The sequence below is a fragment of the Clostridium carboxidivorans P7 genome (genome assembly GCF_001038625.1).
Taxonomy (GTDB): domain Bacteria; phylum Bacillota; class Clostridia; order Clostridiales; family Clostridiaceae; genus Clostridium_AM; species Clostridium_AM carboxidivorans.
Window position 1 is genome coordinate 1,008,718 of the sequence record NZ_CP011803.1, and the last position, 18,779, is coordinate 1,027,496.

Below are 18,779 nucleotides of genomic sequence, written 5' to 3' on the forward strand. Positions count from 1 at the left end.
TTTTTATTCTACTGGTTCTAAATGTATTATTAAATGTATATTTAAATCCTCGGAAATTTCCTTTTCTGCTTTATCTACAATTCTATGAATTTCTTTTAATGAAACATCTTTAGGTACTTCTGCATGAATGGAAGCTAGAATTTTTCGTGGACCATAATTATGGATTACTAACTCATGCACTCCTTTGATGTATTCATATTTCTTAACTTTGCTGGCTATGTTTTTAACTAATTCAGGGTCTGGAGCTTCTCCAAGCAATGGGTTCAGTGTGTCCTTTATTAATATATAACCTGAATATAATATGAATGCTGAAACCAATAAGCCTATATAGCCATCTATAACTAAGCTAGTATACCTTGATAGAATTAATGAAAAAATTATACAGGTAGAGATAATTACGTCTACAAAAGCCTCAATTGATGATGCTTGAAGAGCTGAAGAATTAATTGATTTTGCTATGGTTTTATTGAATTTACTTATCCATATTTTTATTGCTATAGAAAATAATAAAACCACCAAGTAAATCCATTGAAATTCAGTTTTAGCAGGATTTATTATTCTTTCATAAGATGATTTGACAAATTCAACTCCTATGTATAATACAATAAATGAAATTAACAAACCGGATATATATTCAATTCTTCCATGCCCAAAGGGATGTTCTTCATCTGCTGGTTTTGATGAAAGCTTAAATCCTACAATGGTAATAACAGATGAAGTTGCATCTGATAAGTTATTCATAGCATCTGCAATAAGGGAAATACTGTTTGATAATCTTCCAATTATAAATTTGGCACCAGCTAGTAAAATATTGGTTAAAATGCCTATAGTACCGCCTAAGTATCCATATTTATCTCTGACCTTAGGATTCTCTATGTCTTTATAATCTTTTATAAATTTGCTAATTAAAATTTTTGATAGCACCATATTACAATACCTCTTAAAATTTTAATTTATCCGATCGCTACCAGTGCTAATACCCCTGCTTCCTTTGTATGAAACTCCTTCTCCTATTGTCGAAGGAGTAAGTGATTCGCACAAAATCATAGATTTTGGCTCTCTACTTAACTTGGGGATAAGCACTGCTACGCGCCTGGATAAGTTCTTCTAAGACTCAGATGGGTAAAGTGCATAAATGGCATTTTACGAGCTTTTGCTCAGGTAAAAGGTATTCCTCGCAGGCAAACTCCACTTGAGTCTAAGAATCACTTGATTACTTTTAGTATTACCTTTTTGGCATAAGAATAAACTCACAATAGTAAAAGATATTATCCAGCCACAAGAGGAAGTTTCAGATACAAAAAATTAATAATTTGTTTCTTTAATAAAGTAATTAAGTGTGGTATATTATAATGACTATACATACCGGCTAGGACGGTGTGTTAATCTTATGAAAGTGTAAAATACTTGTTAAGGAAACTATCAACAAGTAAATCCTAAGGAGGAGAATTATGTTACAGAAGAAAAAAAATTTAGCTAGTTATATTGTAGTTACTTTAATTATTACGTTAATGATAAATGTAGTTATAACCTGGTTTGCTAAATCTTCTTTTAAAGAAATAGACTATGGTACATTTCTTACAATGATTCAAAATAAGCAGATAGAATCAGTGAAGATTCAAGATGATAGAATTTTAATAACTCCAAAAGCTAATCAAAATGCTTCAGTTAGCGATAAGAAAATTTACTATACAGGAACTTTAAATGATCCTCAGCTAGTAGACAAACTTCATACTGCTGGAGTAAAATTTTCTACACCGGTTAAAGATATGCAGTCACCTATTGTAAACTTTTTACTTACATGGATATTACCTTTTGCCATGTTCTATTTTCTAGGATCATTTATAATGAAATCTCTAGGAAAGAAAATGGGTGGGGGTGCCATGTCCTTTGGAAAAAGTAATGCAAAGGTGTATATTGAAAAGAAGACCGGTGTTACTTTTAATGATGTAGCTGGACAAGAAGAAGCAAAGGAATCACTTAATGAAATAGTGGACTTCCTTCATAAACCATCAAAATATACTGAAATTGGAGCAAAACTACCTAAAGGAGCACTATTAGTAGGCCCTCCTGGTACAGGTAAGACCTTGCTTGCTAAAGCAGTAGCAGGAGAAGCAAATGTGCCATTCTTTTCACTATCTGGTTCAGATTTTGTAGAGATGTTTGTAGGAGTTGGTGCTTCCAGGGTTAGAGATTTATTTCAACAAGCTGAGAAAAATGCTCCTTGTATCGTGTTCATTGATGAAATTGACGCAATAGGAAAAAGTCGTGATAGTAAGATGGGTGGAAATGACGAACGTGAACAAACATTAAATCAGCTTTTGGCTGAAATGGATGGCTTTGATTCTTCAAAAGGTGTTGTTATACTTGCAGCAACTAATAGACCAGAGATTCTTGATAAAGCTCTTTTAAGACCAGGAAGATTTGATAGAAGAGTTATTGTTGACAAGCCTGATCTTAAAGGTAGAGAAGAGATACTTAAGGTTCATGGAAAGAATGTTAAACTTGACAGCGATGTTAATCTTGGAGAAATAGCATTGGCTACAGCAGGTGCTGTTGGAGCGGATCTTGCCAATATGGTAAATGAAGCAGCTTTAAGAGCTGTAAGAATGGGCAGAGACCTGGTTAAACAGGAAGACTTATTTGAAGCTGTAGAAACTGTCATAGCAGGCAAGGAAAAGAAAGATAGAATTATGACAGAGGAAGAAAAGAACTTAGTTGCTTTTCATGAAGTAGGACATGCACTTGCAGCTGCATTACAAAAGCAAACACAGCCAGTGCATAAGATTACTATTATCCCGAGAACTATGGGAGCACTAGGCTATACAATGCAGATGCCAGAGAAAGAAAAATTTCTTATATCCAAGGGTGAATTAACAGAGCAAATAGTAGTTCTTTTAGCTGGTAGAGCAGCTGAAGAAATTGTATTTAAAAAAGCAACTACAGGAGCTTCAAATGATATTGAAAGAGCTACCCAGATTGCAAGGCAGATGGTAACCATGTATGGTATGTCAGATAAATTTGGTATGATGGGACTGGAATCTATTCAAAATAGATATTTAGATGGAAGACCAGTTCAAACTTGTTCTACTGAGACATCTTCGGAAGTTGATAGAGAAGTTCTTCAAATTATAAACAATTGCTATGAAAAGGCATTAAGTCTTTTAAAAACTAATATGGAAGCACTTTCAAAAATATCATCTCACCTTCTTGAAAAAGAGACTATAATGGGTGATGAATTTATGGAAATATTAAATTCTGTACCTAGATAAATATGAACCTAGCTTAGTATTATGATATTAAGCTAGGTTTTGTTGTTTCTAAGAAAACCACCTAGTTATTTTTCAATTTTCACCTTTGATTGAAGAGCTTTAGCTAGTGGTATTGCAATTATCATGCCTAAGGTAACCTGCCCTATGTTACTTTGAATACCAGCTAATGCTATGGCAAGAGCTTGATTGAAGCTGCTAGCTTTAACTATAATATACTGAACGATTACTATCTTGGCTAAAAAGTATCCAAATACCATCCATAAACCACCAGCAATAAAACCAAATAGGTTATTTAACATATTTTTGCCTTGGTAAGTGCCTCTATAAGCAATAGATGCAGCAATATAAGCCATAATTGCTTTAATAATAAAAGTAAAAGGAACATAATAAGCATATCCAAGTAAGAAATCTGCTAAGCTCATACCTACTGCAGCGGTTATAGCACCTTTTTTCCTTCCAAATAAAATTGCACCTAAAAATACCATGCTGTCTCCTAAGTGATCATATCCAACCCCAAATAGTGTGGGTACTTTAATAACCATAGTAGATACACAAGTTATTGCTATCATAAGTGCCATTTGAACAAGACTTACTGTTGATAAACTATTTGTCCTGCTATTTAAAATATTTTCTTGTTTCATAGAAAAATCCCCTCCATAAATTAACTATTATTGATCAACATAGTTTAATAGGTTTGTTGGTATAATAACTCTACTTTTGTATTATATTCCAATATAGTATTATATCAAAATGTATCCATACATTTTGATGGGATGTGTCAAATTATTTTTAAGTCAAAATTTTATAAGGTTACTAATTGATTGATAATTTGTTGTCAATGTAGTAAAGTAATATATGTTGATATTTTTAATTATTTAAGGGGGATGAACCAAATATGCACACTATGGAAGAATTTGAGGGTATGTATTTACCAAAGTCAACAATATTTTGTACTTGTCAGGACAGGTATGATAGGATTGGCGGAGAGTTTAATTGTGAATTAGACAATGTAAACAAAGCTCTTATAAAAGATGAATTCTTAAATGAGGTTAATATAGAAGGAATTATATATCCGTTTATATATAAGGATGTATATCAATCAGGAGTATGTTATGTGATTGTTGCTTTAGAGAAAGAAAGAGATTTAAAAATAGCTAAGTACATATATAACATAGCAAAGAAAAAAGACATATTGACAATTGGAATAGGAATTAAACCATCACTTTCACAAAATAAGGAGTTCAGGGAAATTTGTGATTCTCGAATTGAGATGTTAAAAAATAATTTGGATTCTTTAGTATTAATAGATAATGAAATTTTAGAAAATAGTGAAAATATTATTTTAGATGACATAGAAAAACAAAGCAATGATAATGTGATAGCTACTTTAAAATCTATGATTTATCCAATATCTTTGCCAGGTGTAATAAATATTGAAGTATCAGATTTAAAATATGTAATGAGTGGAAATACAATAGCTTATATTGGATTTGGAAGTGCAAGTGGAGATAACAAAGCAGAAATAGCTGCAGAGCAGGCAATTAATAGCAAGCTTTTAGTAGAGCCTTTGAAAAAAGCAGCTAAACAGCTATTGATGATAGAAGGCGGTCCAAGTATGGATTTAATGGAAATATATAAGGCAACTAAGAAGATAACAGATGTATCAGATTGTGATACAAGCAATATTTTCTTTGGTGCAGTTATAAATGAAGATTTAAAGGATGAAATTCGGGTATCTATAGTGGCATCTGGATACGATGTTGAAAAATAAAGAATATAAGTTTTAAAGAAAGTATATAGAGCATAAAAAAATTTTTATTGTACATATTTAAAGCTTAAAAGATGAATAAAAGAAGACATAAGATTATGTAATCATCACGTTAAAAAAATACCATGTATTTTTTTAACGTCCTATGTAAAATTTGATAAAATGCAAACGATGCTAAAATCGATAGTAATGTAGAAAAAGGTATAAACAGAAAAAAGTTTTTAAAATATGTATATGCATCAAAACTGTATTCCATTTTCATTACAAAATAAGGTATATAAATCAGTCCTGTAATAATGACACTAGAAGTAGCTATTACTTCTATGGCAACTATTCTCACTAGATTAAGTATCAAAGGAGATATAATATTATCAGTTAATGCTCTAATATTTTCTTTATTTATATGGTGAAATTCTATGAAGGTTAATAGTGAAAATAAACTTCCACTTACTAGTATGGTAGATGTATAGAAATTCATAATGAAATTTTGGGATGGAACTTGATTATGTAAAGCTTCTTTTAGAGTGAAGCCTATTGCTGGAGAAAATATTATTAGTAGGATAACTACATAAACATTTTTTAAATGAAATATACGATTTAATTCCACTATAAGATAAGAAAACAAATTCATAGGTTCATCGACTCCTTTTCAATTAATACCAGGACCCTCCATTTCTATAGAAACATCCTTTAATACTTTTTTATTTTTTGGGGATATCATATTTAAATTTTTAACTGAAATCTTTATAAACATTATTGCCATCCTTGTAGTTAAAGGGGTAAAGTATTTTTTTATATTTGTGTATTGAAATCCTTACAAAATAACAAAAGCAATATATCATTATAAATATTTCTGGAAAAGCATATCTTCCCTGTCCTTCTGTTACAAAATATACAGCTGTAAACATATAAAACAGTATTACATTATATAAAGTATATTTATTTAAAAGCTGTGTTTTGCCTTTCCGTATATATCTTAGAATCACAATACTGTAAATAAGTATATATATTATAGCCATCACAAAAATTGTACTTCTAATATCATTGGTAACAGTAAATATAACAGCTTTAGAAGAATCACTTAATGCACTTCCATTTGTGCTATAAAGTAAATCATCTCCCCAAAAATATGTATTAAATAATCTTTTAAAACCTAGTTCTATAAACTGTATTGGGTGAGATTTTATCCATATTTTGGCTTTACTCGTAAGCATCTTATTTTTTTGTGTCATATTTGCCTCTTTGTATTCTTCTGTTTTTACAATAGAGTTTTCTACTTGATCTGCAGGCATCCATCTTCCTAGCTTATTTTGAGAATTATTATTTATATATAAAACAATCCCTCCATTATTGGACACATAAGTAGGCTGACCTACAAGTTTTGTGTTTCTATATATCCATGGTGCTATAGTAATAGCACAAACTACTAAAATTATTAATGAATTTTTTATAGATGTGATAATTTTTTTCTCTATTAATAATTCCACTAAAAATATAGCAAAGAAATATAAAATAAAAAAAGGTTTTATCAATGTATTTAATCCTACAAGTATACCTACATAAACATACTTATATTTAATATCACTAAAATATATAAAAGTAATAAAAATAAGTATAGTAGTAAACAATAGTTCTGTAGCTACCAAACTATTATAAAATATGTTATTAGGCATAAGAACAAATAATGTAAATATTATTTTTCTATCTCTTTCTTTTAAATTTACTCTTTTTATAACACCATAAAACGACACATAACTTGCAAAAGTTAAGAACAAATTAAGAAGCTTTGCCTTAAATAAACTTGCCCCAAAGAGTTTAAAAAATCCTCCAAGCAGCATACAGTATCCCACTGATGTATAAGTATCTCCCCAAGGAAGACCACTAGCTATGTCCACAGATAATCTATAATAATAATCAAAATCCGAAAATGGCTTGGTGTCTACAATAAGTATCCACAATATACATAACACCATTCCCAAGCCCATCATAATTTTATAATAATTTTCATTTTTTAAAATAAACCTTTTCACATTCAACCTCCTTAGTATTACATATTCAGGTGATTTCATCTTTTTTCCTTGAAACCATATTTTTTCAAAAATTAAACATCTTATACGTATATATTAGTTATCTTTGTAAGTTTAAGCCGCAGAGCAGCACAATATTAAACTATTAAGAACTTTCTTATACCAAGAATACTTCCTATAACACTCATAATTATTCCAATAAGTATAAAGCTCCATGATATAGTTGTTAATATAAAAGACGGATCTATAAAACTAATAGACATCATGACCAAATAAGGAGTTACTTTTCTATATACAAAACTATATAGAAAATAAATTACTATTACTGCAGATACTGCTCCTAAAAAACCGATTATAATTCCCTCAAAAATAAATGGCCATCTTATAAACCAATCTGTTGCACCAACATATTGCATTATAATAATTTCATTACGCCTTGGATATATAGCCAGTTTTATTGTATTTTTTATTAAAAAAGATGATGCTACCATAAGTATAAGAAAAAGTACTACTCCTATCCATTGAAGTGTTTTAACAATTACGAAAATTTTCTTCGGAATACTTTGTTTACTATTAATTTCATTTATACCTTGTAAGCCATTAGTTTGAGAAATTATTTTAGGTATATCTTCTGACCTATTCACTTTAATTATATATGATGCTGATACAGGAGTATCATTTTCAAAATCAGCTAATAAGCTTTTGTTTCTATTATCTAATTTCTTTTTCACATTTTCTGAAGATTGTTTTTTATTTCCAAAAGTAATATCCGTTACACCCTTTGCCGCTTTTATTTTATTATATATATTTTGCTGATCTGTAATCTTTATATCATCCATTAAAGTCACCTGTATTTCGAATTGGGAATAAATACCAATGAGTGCCGATTTAACATTCAATAAAAATATCAAAAATATTCCTAAAATAAATAATGTTGACATTACTGTAGCAATGGAAGAAGTGCTAATAATATAATTTCTTCTAAAACTTTTTAAAGCATCTTTTAAAAATAAATTTAAGACATTATTCCTCATAATCATAACTATCCCTTTCTTCCTTTCTTGCTAACATTCCATTTTATATAGCAATAACTCTCTTTTTCATATCATTAAACATATCTCTAGCATAATGTCTCCTAAGCATTGTAGTTCTTCTCTATTAATATCACTTTATAATTTTCATTTTTAAAAATAGATTTTCTATACTCAATTATCTCACCATTTTTTTAGCCCCAATATAAGTAATCCAAAAGTATCCTCCGTAGATTATGATGAAAATAAGTGTGGTTATTAAAAGCTGCTCTGCAACATTATTCGTTCCAAGGCAATTTACTATTACCTTAGCGACCTTTAATCCAACAATAGAGTGAATTAATGCTAAAAATAGCGGCATCATAAAATAAATTGCTGTTTGTTTAAGTATTGTTTTATTTAACATTTCATCATCTACACCCATTTTTTTGAGAAGCTTATATCTTTCGATGTTATCTGCCGACTGAGATAACTGCTGAAGGGATAATATTACTGCTGATATTATTAAAAATATCAATCCTATATAAAGAGCTAAATAAGAAACTATTCCAGCCCTTCCAAAAGTACTCGCTATTAATTGTTCTCTAGTTGAACATATACAGGTTGTTCCAGTTTCTTTGTTATCATCAAGTGTATTTATTTCCTTTAAAAACTCCTTCTCTTTCTTAGACTTATCTCCTTTAAAATTAAGATTTAAAAAGCCTAAAGTTGGAGTTAATCCACCTATTAGCTCGTCTCTTACTATAAAGGTACAAGAATTTGTTTTAGCAGGAATAGCATCCATAGTAAACTGCATAACAGGTTGTTTAGAAGGTATTAAATCTTGTCCATTTACTTTAATTTTTGTTTTTTTATCCATTGCTTTCTGAATAGAAGGTAATAGTTCCTTTATATCTCCAAATGCTGCATACTCTCCCTTATTTAAAGTTATACCTTCCTTTTTATAAAATTTCATAATCCTATTAAAATCAGACAGCTTTATTATTGTTATTAAATCATTCTTTGCAACAGTTGCATATGAGCTTTTTTTCTCACCTTCATCCTTACCAATATAAGTTTTAATCCCTAATTGCTCATTTTGATTTTTGTTATAATATTCATAATAAGTAACGTAATCTTCTGCATAATAATTTAAATATATATTTTTATTTAAAAACTCATTTATTGGAGGTTCACCAACATAAAGTAAACTAATATCATATTGTGGTGAATCATCTATATTTTTGTTTAAAGTTTTGCTAATGCTAAACCCACCTGCTAACATACATATTGACATAAATATCATTAAGCATGCGAAGGACAAGGACACAAATGTAGTGTTTATTTTACTGTTTATTTGTCTTAGTAAAAACGTATTTAATTCTTTTAAATATACTCTTTTACTAATTTGAACTAGCCTTAATAAAAAACCAGATAAAGAGAAGAAAAGCAGAAAAGTTCCAATTACAGCCAGTGTTATAGGTATAATGATAGTTCTATTTATAAATATTATTCCTGAATTTTTATCTAGAATTATAAAATAAGCTACTGCTATGCAAATAATACTAATAATAAATATTATCATTGAAGTTTTTAAGTTCTTTACTTTTATCTTTTCATTTTTTCTTCCATCAGTTAACAGGTCAACAGGTTTCAGCTTTGTTATGGATATAACATTAAATATAAATACAACTAAGTATATTACTGCAAAGTAAGCTATAGTTTTTATAAATGCTCCACTAGAAAATATAAATCTAAAACTCTCCATTTTCACATGAAATAGCTTTGCTGTAAAAATTGACATGCCTTGAGATAAAAATACTCCTAATAATAAACCTAGGCCTAAAGAAAATACTCCAATTAAAATAGTTTCAATTAGTAATATATTGGATATTTCTCTATTTTCCATGCCAAGAGTTAAATATATCCCAAATTCTTTTTTTCTTCTTTTTATAAGATAGCTGTTTGCATATATTATTAAAAATCCAAGTATACATGATATAAATATAGATACTATAGCCATTAACTCATCTATTTTCTGAAAACTGTGAACCTCATATTCATTAAGCTTCATCATGATCTTTTGAGAACCAATGGAATTAAAGGTATAAAAAATACATACTCCAAACACTAGGGTTAAAAAATATATAGTATAAATTTTTAAACTTCTTTCCATATTCCTTTTTGCCAGCTTAATGTACATGTCTTGTGTCACCCCCAAGAAGAGATACTACTTCTATAATTCTATTGAAAAATTCTCCTCTAGAATCCTCTCCTCTTATGATTTCATTAAATATCTTACCATCCTTAATGAATAATATTCTTTTTGCAAAGCTAGCTGTAAAAGGGTCATGTGTTACCAAAATTATTGTAGAATTCCTAGTTTTATTTAAGCTTTCTAAACTTTCAAGAAGGACTTTAGCTGCGTTAGAATCCAGTGATCCTGTTGGCTCATCTGCCAGTATTAAAGAAGGATTTGTTATAATTGCTCTAGCTGCTGCAACTCTTTGCTTTTCTCCTCCAGACATTTCATAAGGATACTTATTTAAAATAGCTGTTATATTAAGTGTCTCAGCAACTTCTTTTACTTTTTTATCAATATTTTCACTATCTATTTTCATTATACTAAGTGCTAAAGCTATGTTTTCATAGGTTGTTAAAGTATCTAATATGTTAAAATCCTGAAATATAAAACCTAATTCTTCTCTTCTAAACTTAGCTATTTCTTTTTTATTTAGCTCAGTGACATCCTTATCTTCTATATAAATATGTCCACTAGTTACCTTATCTATTGTTGAAATGCAATTTAATAATGTGGTTTTACCGCTGCCAGAAGCCCCCATAATCCCTATGAAATCTCCCTCACATGCTTGAAAACTTATATTATTGATTGCTTTTGTAACTACGCCACTATTACCATAATATTTTTCTACATTTTGAACTTTTAATATTGTTTTACTCACAATTTCCTCCTCAGAACCTTATTTTATCCGATCGCTATCATTGCTAATACCCCCATCTTCTTCAAGTGGGAGATAAGCACTGCTACGCGCCTGGATAAGTTCTTCTAAGACTCAGAGAGGTATTCCTCACAAGCAAACTCCACCTGAGTCTAAGAATCACTTGATCCCCTGTCTATCATTTTGCTAATACTCCATCTTTTTCAAATGTAGGTTCCTTATATGTATATATTAACTTCTTTTATAACTACAAACCATAGAATAACATAACATAAAACTAACAATTTTGTCACTTAAGCAGCGAACCCAAATCTATGATTTGGTGTGAGTCGCTTACTCATTCGACGATAGGAGAAGGAGTTTCATATAAAAAATATGCAAATCTATGATATATGGTAAGTTAATAAAAAATTTTGCAGAAATTAAAACGAAACCATATAATAGATTGTCTAATAGGTGAAAAAGTTATTACCGGTGATAACAGAATATCTTACTTGGAGGAATAATACTATGGTCATTGAAGAATTGGTTAATGAAGCAAAAAATGGAGATGAAAATGCCTTTTGTGAACTTATGCAGATAAATAAAGAAATTCTCTATAAAACAGCTTATGCTTATACTAAAAACCAGCATGATGCTTTAGAAATATTGGATAGCACTGTTTACAAAGCTTATATATCTATAAAAAAATTAAAGGATACAAAATATTTTAATACCTGGATTATGAGAATACTTATAAACAATTGCATTAACTTTCTAAATAAGAAAAAACGAATTATATTATTTAAAAAAAATGATGATATTATAAAAGAAACTCAATTTATTGAAAATAAGGAAGAAATATTAGATTTATATGAAGCCATTGATAATTTGGATAGTAAATTAAAAATAATAATTATACTTAGATATTTTCAAGATTTAACCGTTCCACAGATAGCTGAAATAATGGACTACCCTCTTGGTACAGTTAAAACCTATATTCATAAAGCTTTAAAGCAATTAAGAATTAAATTGGAGGTAGAATAAAATGGATTATAAGGATAATTTTAAAAATATAGAAGTTCCAATGGAAGCAGATTTGGTTATTAAAAGAGCTATAAAAAGGGCTAAAAATAGACATAAAAAAAGATTTTTAAAAATTTCCTCAGGCATTGCTGCTGTTTTGGCTTTATCAATACTTCTTGGAAAAACCTCTCCTGCTTTTGCTGAATATATAAATAATGCTGCTATTCCTGTTAAAAACTTATTCAGCCATTTTGAAAATAAAGGCATTGATAATGCAGTCAAAAACGGATTTGTTCAAGAAACCTCAAAGAATTCAAAAAACTCTGCTTCCGATAAAGGAATTACGGTAACTATTGATCAAGTTGCTGCAAGCGGAAATGAAATTATTATTGGATTTACTTTAAAAGCAGATGAAAAATATACCAATTGGAAAGACTTAAATATAGATAGATTTAAAATTATAGGTGATAATGGAAGACTTCTTTATGATAGAAGACCTGATGAAGAAATAAAAAAAGATGCTAAAAAAAATAACATTAATCCTAGCATAGGAGAGTTAGATGGTTTTAATACTAAATATATAGATGAAGAAAGTTTTAAAAATACCAAAATAAAACAAGGAGTATTTAAATTCCTCTCTCATAACAGCAAAATAGATAAAATACCTAATAATATTACTATAGAGTTTTATGATTTTTCAGATATTGTAGGCGGCTATTTCTACAATAGCAGTCATGGATTCTTTTATAAACTAACTCACAAATCTCCAAAATTTGTTAAAGGCACCTGGTCTATTCCTCTAAAAATTGATGATAAATTTAAAAATGCAAAAGAAATAAAATATGTTAAAGCAGAAGAAACAGCTAAAAATTCAAATATAAAAATAGAATATGTAAATGTATATCCTACTACTGCAAATGCTAAAATCTTACTTCCATATGATATGATTATAACCAGTATGCACTTAGAAGATGAAAAAGGCAATAAATATAATCAGAAGGGTGGGACAGGATACCAAACTGATACTATTAATGCATCATGCCCAAGTTTTGAAAGTCTCTACTTTGATAAGGTAGGAAAATTGTATTTAGTATTTGATGCTAAGGAAAATGGCAAAAATAAAAACTTTAAAATAGAACTTAAAAAACAGTAAACACATATAATAATAGGGTAGTCCTTATATTCACAAAGAATTACCCTATTATTCATATAATTTAATTAAGCTAGATACATATTATTTTTAGGGAACAATATAGATACGGTAGTACCTACCCCTTCTTTAGAAGTTATACTAATGCCTAATCCCAAGCTATCACAAAGTTTTTTACTTAAGTAAAGGCCAAATCCTGTGGATTCTCTAAATTTTCTACCATTCTCACCGGTGAAACCTTTGTTAAATACACTTGCTAAGGATTTTTCACTTATTCCAATACCTGTATCGCTTATATTTAAAACTATCTCGCCATTATTATTTTTACATTGAAATAGAATTTCGCCTTCGGTTTTTTCTATATATTTAATAGAGTTGCTTACTATTTGGTGTAAAATAAACTCAATCCACTTTTTATCACAAAAAACAAATTCCTCACATTCCATAATCTTCACCCTTATATGCCTATCAATAAGAGTATTAGAATTTCTTATAACTACATTGTTGATACACTCCTTGAGATTTAGCTTTTTAATTATATAATCCCTATCCACCTGGCTGCTTTTACTATAAAAGAGGGACTGATCTATATAGTTTTCTACCTTCTCTATTTCATTTAAAATATTAGAAGTTACCATTGATTTATTGTTATCTATGATTAATTTAATAGCTGCTATAGGCGTCTTTATTTCATGTATCCACATTTCTATGTATTCTTTATATTCCTGTTTATCATTTATAAATCTTCCTATTTCATCGTTCATTGACTTATTAGTTTGAGTTAAAATATCATATAAGATCTTGCTCTCTAAAAAATCCCCCTCAGAAATAAGCTCTGAAAGTAAATACTTTTTATCTAATGAATCTAAATTATCATATACCTTTTTATAATACTTACTCTTAGTAATGTAATCATACATATAAAAACCCATAAATGCTGCAAAGTTTAAAATGACTATAAAAATAATAGCATATAAATCAACACTTAAAGCCTTTAAAATCATGGCTGTAAATATTAATATAAGAATCTCAATTATAATAAAAATGGCCTTTTCCTTAAGATAATCTCCTATTCTCATGTTAAAATATATCCTTGTCCTCGCTTAGTTTGAATATAGCCCACTGCTCCCAAATCTTCTAATTTTTTTCTCAGTCTATTCACATTAACAGTAAGTGTATTATCATCGACAAACTCCGCTTGCTGCCATAAACATTTCATAATTTCGTCCCTTGAAACAATTTTTCCACTATTATTTATAAGGATATGTAAGATTTTACTTTCATTTTTAGTAAGCTCTATTTTACTGTTATTAAACTCTACCTGACTGGCAGCTATATTGTAAATAATTTCTCTGTACCTTAAAAAATCAGCTTGCGCATTTCCGTAGGTCCTTTTTAATACAGAAGTAATCCTTGCTAATAGGATTTGTAAATTATAAGGCTTAGTTATAAAATCATCCGCACCTAAATTTATACTCATAAGCTCATTTAACTCATCATCTCTACTAGTAACTACTATAATTGGTACCTGTGAAACCTTCCTAATTTCTCTACATACATAATGACCATCGAAGTATGGTAAATTAATATCTAATAAAATAATAGATGGATTTTCCTTTATAGCTTCTTCTACTATATTTTTAAAATTTATTGAAAATGAGCTTTCATATCCATATCTAGTAAGAAAGGTACAAAGTTCATCTCTTATTCTTGAATCATCTTCTATAATAAATACCTTTTTCATATGATTCCTCCCTATTGAAAAATTCAATTCAATATATTTATTATACCAAATATATGAAAACAAAAATTGTTATTTTATAATTGGTTTTATCAAAGGATTTATGAGTTATATAAAAACTGAAAAATGATAAAGAAGAAGAGGTTTGCAGTGATTTGATTCTGTAAAATGTTTGATATAATGTTAATAAAGAAAAAAATAATAATAAATAAGCTGCCGAAATTTTTTATAGTTGGCAGTTTTGTATAATTTTTGAATATAAAGGAGATAGGAAGTTAAGATGATATTTTATTTTTCGGGAACAGGAAATTCACTGCAAGTTGCTAAAAATATTGCACAGGAAAATAATGAAGAGATAATTTCCATTGCAGCTATGATGAATAGCAAAGAGGGTAAGTTTGAATACAGCCTTAAGGATAATGAAATAATAGGTTTTGTATATCCAGTATATGCATGGGCTCCACCAAAGATGGTATTTGATTTTATTCATAAGCTAAAGCTAAATAATTATAGAGATAATTACATCTTTTCTGCTGCAACCTGTGGTGCCAATATTGGAAATACCATGAAGGTTTTAGATAAAAGGTTAAGAGAAAAGAATTTACATCTGGATAGTGGTTTTTCTGTTATCATGCCAAGTAACTATATAATAATGGGAGATGTTGATTCTAAGACTGATCAGGAGAAAAAGCTTTCAGCTGTTCAAGAAAATTTAAAAAGTATAAACAGTATTATACAGAAAAGAGAAAAAAACATTTTTAAACTTGTAAAAGGAGCTATGCCGGGAATTCGAACTAGCATAGTAAATCCATTATTTAATAAGTCAGCCATGAACACTAAAAATTTTTATGCTAATGATAATTGCACAGGCTGTGGCATATGTGAAAGTGTATGTAACTGTCAAACTATAAAAGTTGAAGGGAAACCTAAGTGGGGAAATGAATGCAGTCAATGTTTAGCTTGTATTAATCTTTGTCCGGTTAAGGCAATTCAATATGGTAAAGCTACGGAAAGTAAAGGAAGATATAAGAATCCTGATGTAACTGTGGAAGAATTGAAAATCAATAATAGAAGCTAGTAAATTCTTATCTATAGTAGTAGACAAGGCAATTATATAATTCTAAAAAATTAGAATGAAATTAGATTGAATTATAAGATAATTAAGGTTATATTCAAAATATGAATATAGCCTTAAAAATTTTTTGAAAAGCAAAAAAATACAAAGGAAATTTATATTATTTGTAGAATAGTGTAAAAATATAAATCTTTTTAAAGTCAACAGCAAGATGAGGTGTATTGTAGTATATGTAAAAGGAAGGAGTATGATTATAATAAGACGTAAAGTTTTTATCATAGTATTTTTTATAATTTCAATTTTTTTATTAGATAACAATTTTGGAAAAGTAGTATTTGCTGATAATAAAAAAGGTGTGAATGTAAGTAAAGAAGTTGTTTATAAGGTGTCGAGCAATAATGAAAAAGAAGCAGATAGAACAATAACAATAGGTGATGATAAAGATTATCCACCTTACAGCTTTATAGATGAAAAGGGTAATCCATCTGGTTTTGATATAGAACTTGCTAAGGCTGCAGCAGAGGCAATGGGATTTAAGGTAAAGATTAAATTAGGTGTTTGGAATGATATTAGGAATGAGCTTGAAAGTGGTAAAATAGATGCCATAGCAGGTATGTTTTATTCTAAGGATAGGGAGAAAAATTACTCATTTACCACAAAGAGTACAATAAGTAGAGCTGATGTATTCACGAGAAATGGTAAAAGTGTAAAGAATATAAGTGATTTGAAAGGAAAAACAGTAGTAGTTGAGGCAGATGAAATATCAGAGGAATATCTAAAAAAACAGAATCTTGGAATTAATTTTATTGAAGTTAGTTCATCTGAGAATGCACTTAAACTTGTATCTATGAACAAGTATGAATATTCAGTAGTTCCTACTGTAATAGGAAATTATTTTATAAAAAAAGATAATCTTTCAAATCTAAAAAACAATGGACTAGTTATTAATCCTGATAATTATTGTTTTGCTGTAAAAAAGGGAAATGATGATTTATTATTTGCTCTTAATGGTGGTCTGCAAATACTTAAATCTACAGGAAAATATGATGAAATATATAATAAATGGTTAGGAGTTTATGAAGAAAAAACCTTTTATGAGACAGTAATGAAAAATATTTGGTTAATAGCAACAGTATCAGCAAGTATATTTTTATTATTATTGTGGAATATAACTCTTAAAAAAAGGGTTGTTGTACGTACTAAGGAATTATTAGAAACAAATGAAGCTTTGAATAAAAATAAACAGGAGCTTTTGGCATCAAATGAAGAAATAGAAGCTTCCTATAATGAATTACTTGCAATAGAGGAAGAACTTCGACGTCAATATGAAATGCTGATAGAAAGTGAAGACAATTTAAAGAAAAGTGAAGAACGAAATAGGGCAATAGTAACTGCTATTCCTGATATTATATTTGTTGTAGATGAAAATGGAGTTTTTAGAGATTGTCAAACAAGAGATACTTCTGTTTTAATAAAACCTAAAAATGAGTTCATAGGAAAAACTCTTTGGGAAGTGCTTCCACCTGAAATAGCTGAAATTGGTTATATTAAAATTAAGGTTGCTCTTGAAAACAATTCTTTGGAAAGCTTTGAATATGAAATTGATACATCAGTAGGCAAGAAACATTATGAGCTTAGAGTAGTTAAATGCAGAGGAAATGAGATTATTGCAATAAGCAGGGATGTTACAGTTGAAAGAAAAAATCGAAAGGAAATTGAATTTTTAAGCTATAATGATCAACTTACAGGACTACATAATAGAAGATTTTTTGAAGAAGAACTTAAACGATTAGATAATAGTGAAAATCTTCCTTTTACTATTGTTATGGCTGATGTTAATGGATTAAAACTAATAAATGATTCATTTGGACATGCTGTTGGTGATGAGTTGTTAAAAAAGGTTTCATCGGTAATGCTTAATGGTTGTGGTGATAATGGAATGATATCGCGTGTAGGAGGAGATGAATTTATAATATTGCTGCCAAGAAAAAATGCCCTTGAAACGGAGGAAATACTTAAGTATATTTCAGAATTAGCTTCAAAGGAAGAGGTAGCATCAATAAAGCTTTCAATTTCTTTTGGATTTGCCACAAAGCACCATGATGAAGAGGATATATTTGAAATATTGAAAAAAGCAGAGGATTTCATGTATAAAAGGAAGCTTTTTGAAAGTCCAAGCATGAGGGGAAAAACAATTGCCGCCATTATAAATACGCTGCATGAAAAAAATAAAAGAGAGGAGCAGCATTCTCATAGAGTATCTGAGTATTGTAATTCTTTAGGCAAAGCCATGAATTTGTCAGATGGTGAAATACAAGAATTGAAAACTGTAGGTTTATTACATGACATAGGAAAAATTGCTATACCTGAGGATATTTTAAATAAACCAGGTAAGCTTACTAATGAAGAGTGGGAAGAACTAAAACGTCATCCGGAAATAGGATATCGTATTTTAAGTTCTGTTAACGATATGTCAGAAATAGCGGAATATGTTCTAGCACATCATGAAAGATGGAATGGAAGTGGTTATCCTAAAGGTCTTAAAGGAGAACAAATTCCATTAAAATCAAGAATAATTGCAGTTGCTGATGCTTTTGATGCAATGATCAGTGAGAGACCTTATAAAAATTCTTTATCAAGGGAAGAGGCTGTAAAAGAGCTTATTAAGAACGCAGGTGTTCAATTCGATCCAGAACTTGTAAAGATATTTGTTAAAAAGGTAGTTTGAATTTTACATATTAATAGCACCATAAATGGAATATAATTTAATT

The 18,779-nt window shown here is 29.1% G+C and carries 15 protein-coding genes; 6 read left to right on the forward strand and 9 right to left on the reverse strand.

Going from position 1 to position 18,779, the window contains the following annotated elements; genetic code table 11:
• Positions 1-3: 3 nt before the first annotated feature.
• Positions 4-927, reverse strand: coding sequence for a cation diffusion facilitator family transporter (locus Ccar_RS04340; RefSeq protein WP_007062208.1), 924 nt, complete (start codon positions 925-927; stop codon positions 4-6).
• Positions 928-1,451: 524 nt separating this feature from the next.
• Here Ccar_RS04340 and ftsH point away from each other — a divergent pair.
• Positions 1,452-3,272: an ATP-dependent zinc metalloprotease FtsH gene (ftsH, locus tag Ccar_RS04345; protein WP_007062207.1), complete on the forward strand. Its 1,821-nt coding sequence runs from the start codon at positions 1,452-1,454 to the stop codon at positions 3,270-3,272.
• A 65-nt stretch (positions 3,273-3,337) separates the two neighbouring features.
• Here the strand turns inward: ftsH and Ccar_RS04350 are convergent, their stop codons facing one another.
• On the reverse strand, positions 3,338-3,913 hold the full coding sequence (locus Ccar_RS04350; RefSeq protein ID WP_007062206.1) for an ECF transporter S component: 576 nt from the start codon (positions 3,911-3,913) through the stop codon (positions 3,338-3,340).
• Positions 3,914-4,167: 254 nt separating this feature from the next.
• On the opposite strand from Ccar_RS04350, the gene Ccar_RS04355 reads away from it, so the two are divergent.
• Positions 4,168-5,043, forward strand: coding sequence for an FtsZ/tubulin family protein (locus Ccar_RS04355; RefSeq protein WP_007062205.1), 876 nt, complete (start codon positions 4,168-4,170; stop codon positions 5,041-5,043).
• Between the two features lie 109 nt (positions 5,044-5,152).
• Here the strand turns inward: Ccar_RS04355 and Ccar_RS04360 are convergent, their stop codons facing one another.
• The 5 genes from Ccar_RS04360 to Ccar_RS04380 all read right to left on the reverse strand — a co-directional run bounded on the left by Ccar_RS04360 (position 5,153) and on the right by Ccar_RS04380 (position 11,040).
• Positions 5,153-5,671 (reverse strand): hypothetical protein, encoded by a 519-nt coding sequence (locus Ccar_RS04360; RefSeq protein WP_007062204.1) that lies wholly within the window; start codon positions 5,669-5,671, stop codon positions 5,153-5,155.
• Positions 5,672-5,771: 100 nt separating this feature from the next.
• The gene (locus Ccar_RS04365) at positions 5,772-7,028 is read right to left on the reverse strand and encodes an ArnT family glycosyltransferase (protein ID WP_169823851.1); all 1,257 of its coding nucleotides are present in this window, start codon (positions 7,026-7,028) and stop codon (positions 5,772-5,774) included.
• 176 nt (positions 7,029-7,204) lie between these two features.
• Positions 7,205-8,107, reverse strand: coding sequence for a permease-like cell division protein FtsX (ftsX, locus tag Ccar_RS04370; RefSeq protein ID WP_007062201.1), 903 nt, complete (start codon positions 8,105-8,107; stop codon positions 7,205-7,207).
• Between the two features lie 169 nt (positions 8,108-8,276).
• Complete coding sequence (locus tag Ccar_RS04375; RefSeq protein ID WP_007062200.1) at positions 8,277-10,280, reverse strand: ABC transporter permease; 2,004 nt, start codon at positions 10,278-10,280, stop codon at positions 8,277-8,279.
• Positions 10,270-11,040, reverse strand: coding sequence for an ABC transporter ATP-binding protein (locus Ccar_RS04380; RefSeq protein ID WP_007065138.1), 771 nt, complete (start codon positions 11,038-11,040; stop codon positions 10,270-10,272). The genes Ccar_RS04375 and Ccar_RS04380 overlap by 11 nt, the downstream gene beginning before the upstream one ends.
• A 507-nt stretch (positions 11,041-11,547) precedes the next feature.
• Here Ccar_RS04380 and Ccar_RS04385 point away from each other — a divergent pair.
• Together Ccar_RS04385 and Ccar_RS26260 are read left to right on the forward strand one after the other, a co-directional pair.
• Positions 11,548-12,063: a sigma-70 family RNA polymerase sigma factor gene (locus tag Ccar_RS04385; RefSeq protein WP_007062197.1), complete on the forward strand. Its 516-nt coding sequence runs from the start codon at positions 11,548-11,550 to the stop codon at positions 12,061-12,063.
• A gap of 1 nt (position 12,064) precedes the next feature.
• The gene (locus Ccar_RS26260) at positions 12,065-13,195 is read left to right on the forward strand and encodes a DUF4179 domain-containing protein (protein ID WP_048029913.1); all 1,131 of its coding nucleotides are present in this window, start codon (positions 12,065-12,067) and stop codon (positions 13,193-13,195) included.
• A 65-nt stretch (positions 13,196-13,260) separates the two neighbouring features.
• On the opposite strand, the gene Ccar_RS04395 is transcribed toward Ccar_RS26260, so the two are convergent.
• Both Ccar_RS04395 and Ccar_RS04400 read right to left on the reverse strand, forming a co-directional pair.
• Positions 13,261-14,271 carry a sensor histidine kinase gene (locus Ccar_RS04395; protein WP_007062194.1) on the reverse strand — a complete coding sequence of 337 codons (1,011 nt, stop codon included), beginning with the start codon at positions 14,269-14,271 and terminating at the stop codon, positions 13,261-13,263.
• Positions 14,268-14,936, reverse strand: coding sequence for a response regulator transcription factor (locus tag Ccar_RS04400; RefSeq protein ID WP_007062193.1), 669 nt, complete (start codon positions 14,934-14,936; stop codon positions 14,268-14,270). Before Ccar_RS04400 ends, Ccar_RS04395 begins: the two co-directional genes overlap by 4 nt.
• Positions 14,937-15,213: 277 nt before the next feature.
• On the opposite strand from Ccar_RS04400, the gene Ccar_RS04405 reads away from it, so the two are divergent.
• Together Ccar_RS04405 and Ccar_RS04410 are read left to right on the forward strand one after the other, a co-directional pair.
• Positions 15,214-16,011: an EFR1 family ferrodoxin gene (locus Ccar_RS04405; protein WP_007062192.1), complete on the forward strand. Its 798-nt coding sequence runs from the start codon at positions 15,214-15,216 to the stop codon at positions 16,009-16,011.
• Between the two features lie 244 nt (positions 16,012-16,255).
• Positions 16,256-18,736: an HD domain-containing phosphohydrolase gene (locus Ccar_RS04410; protein ID WP_007062191.1), complete on the forward strand. Its 2,481-nt coding sequence runs from the start codon at positions 16,256-16,258 to the stop codon at positions 18,734-18,736.
• The last annotated feature ends 43 nt before the right edge of the window (positions 18,737-18,779 follow it).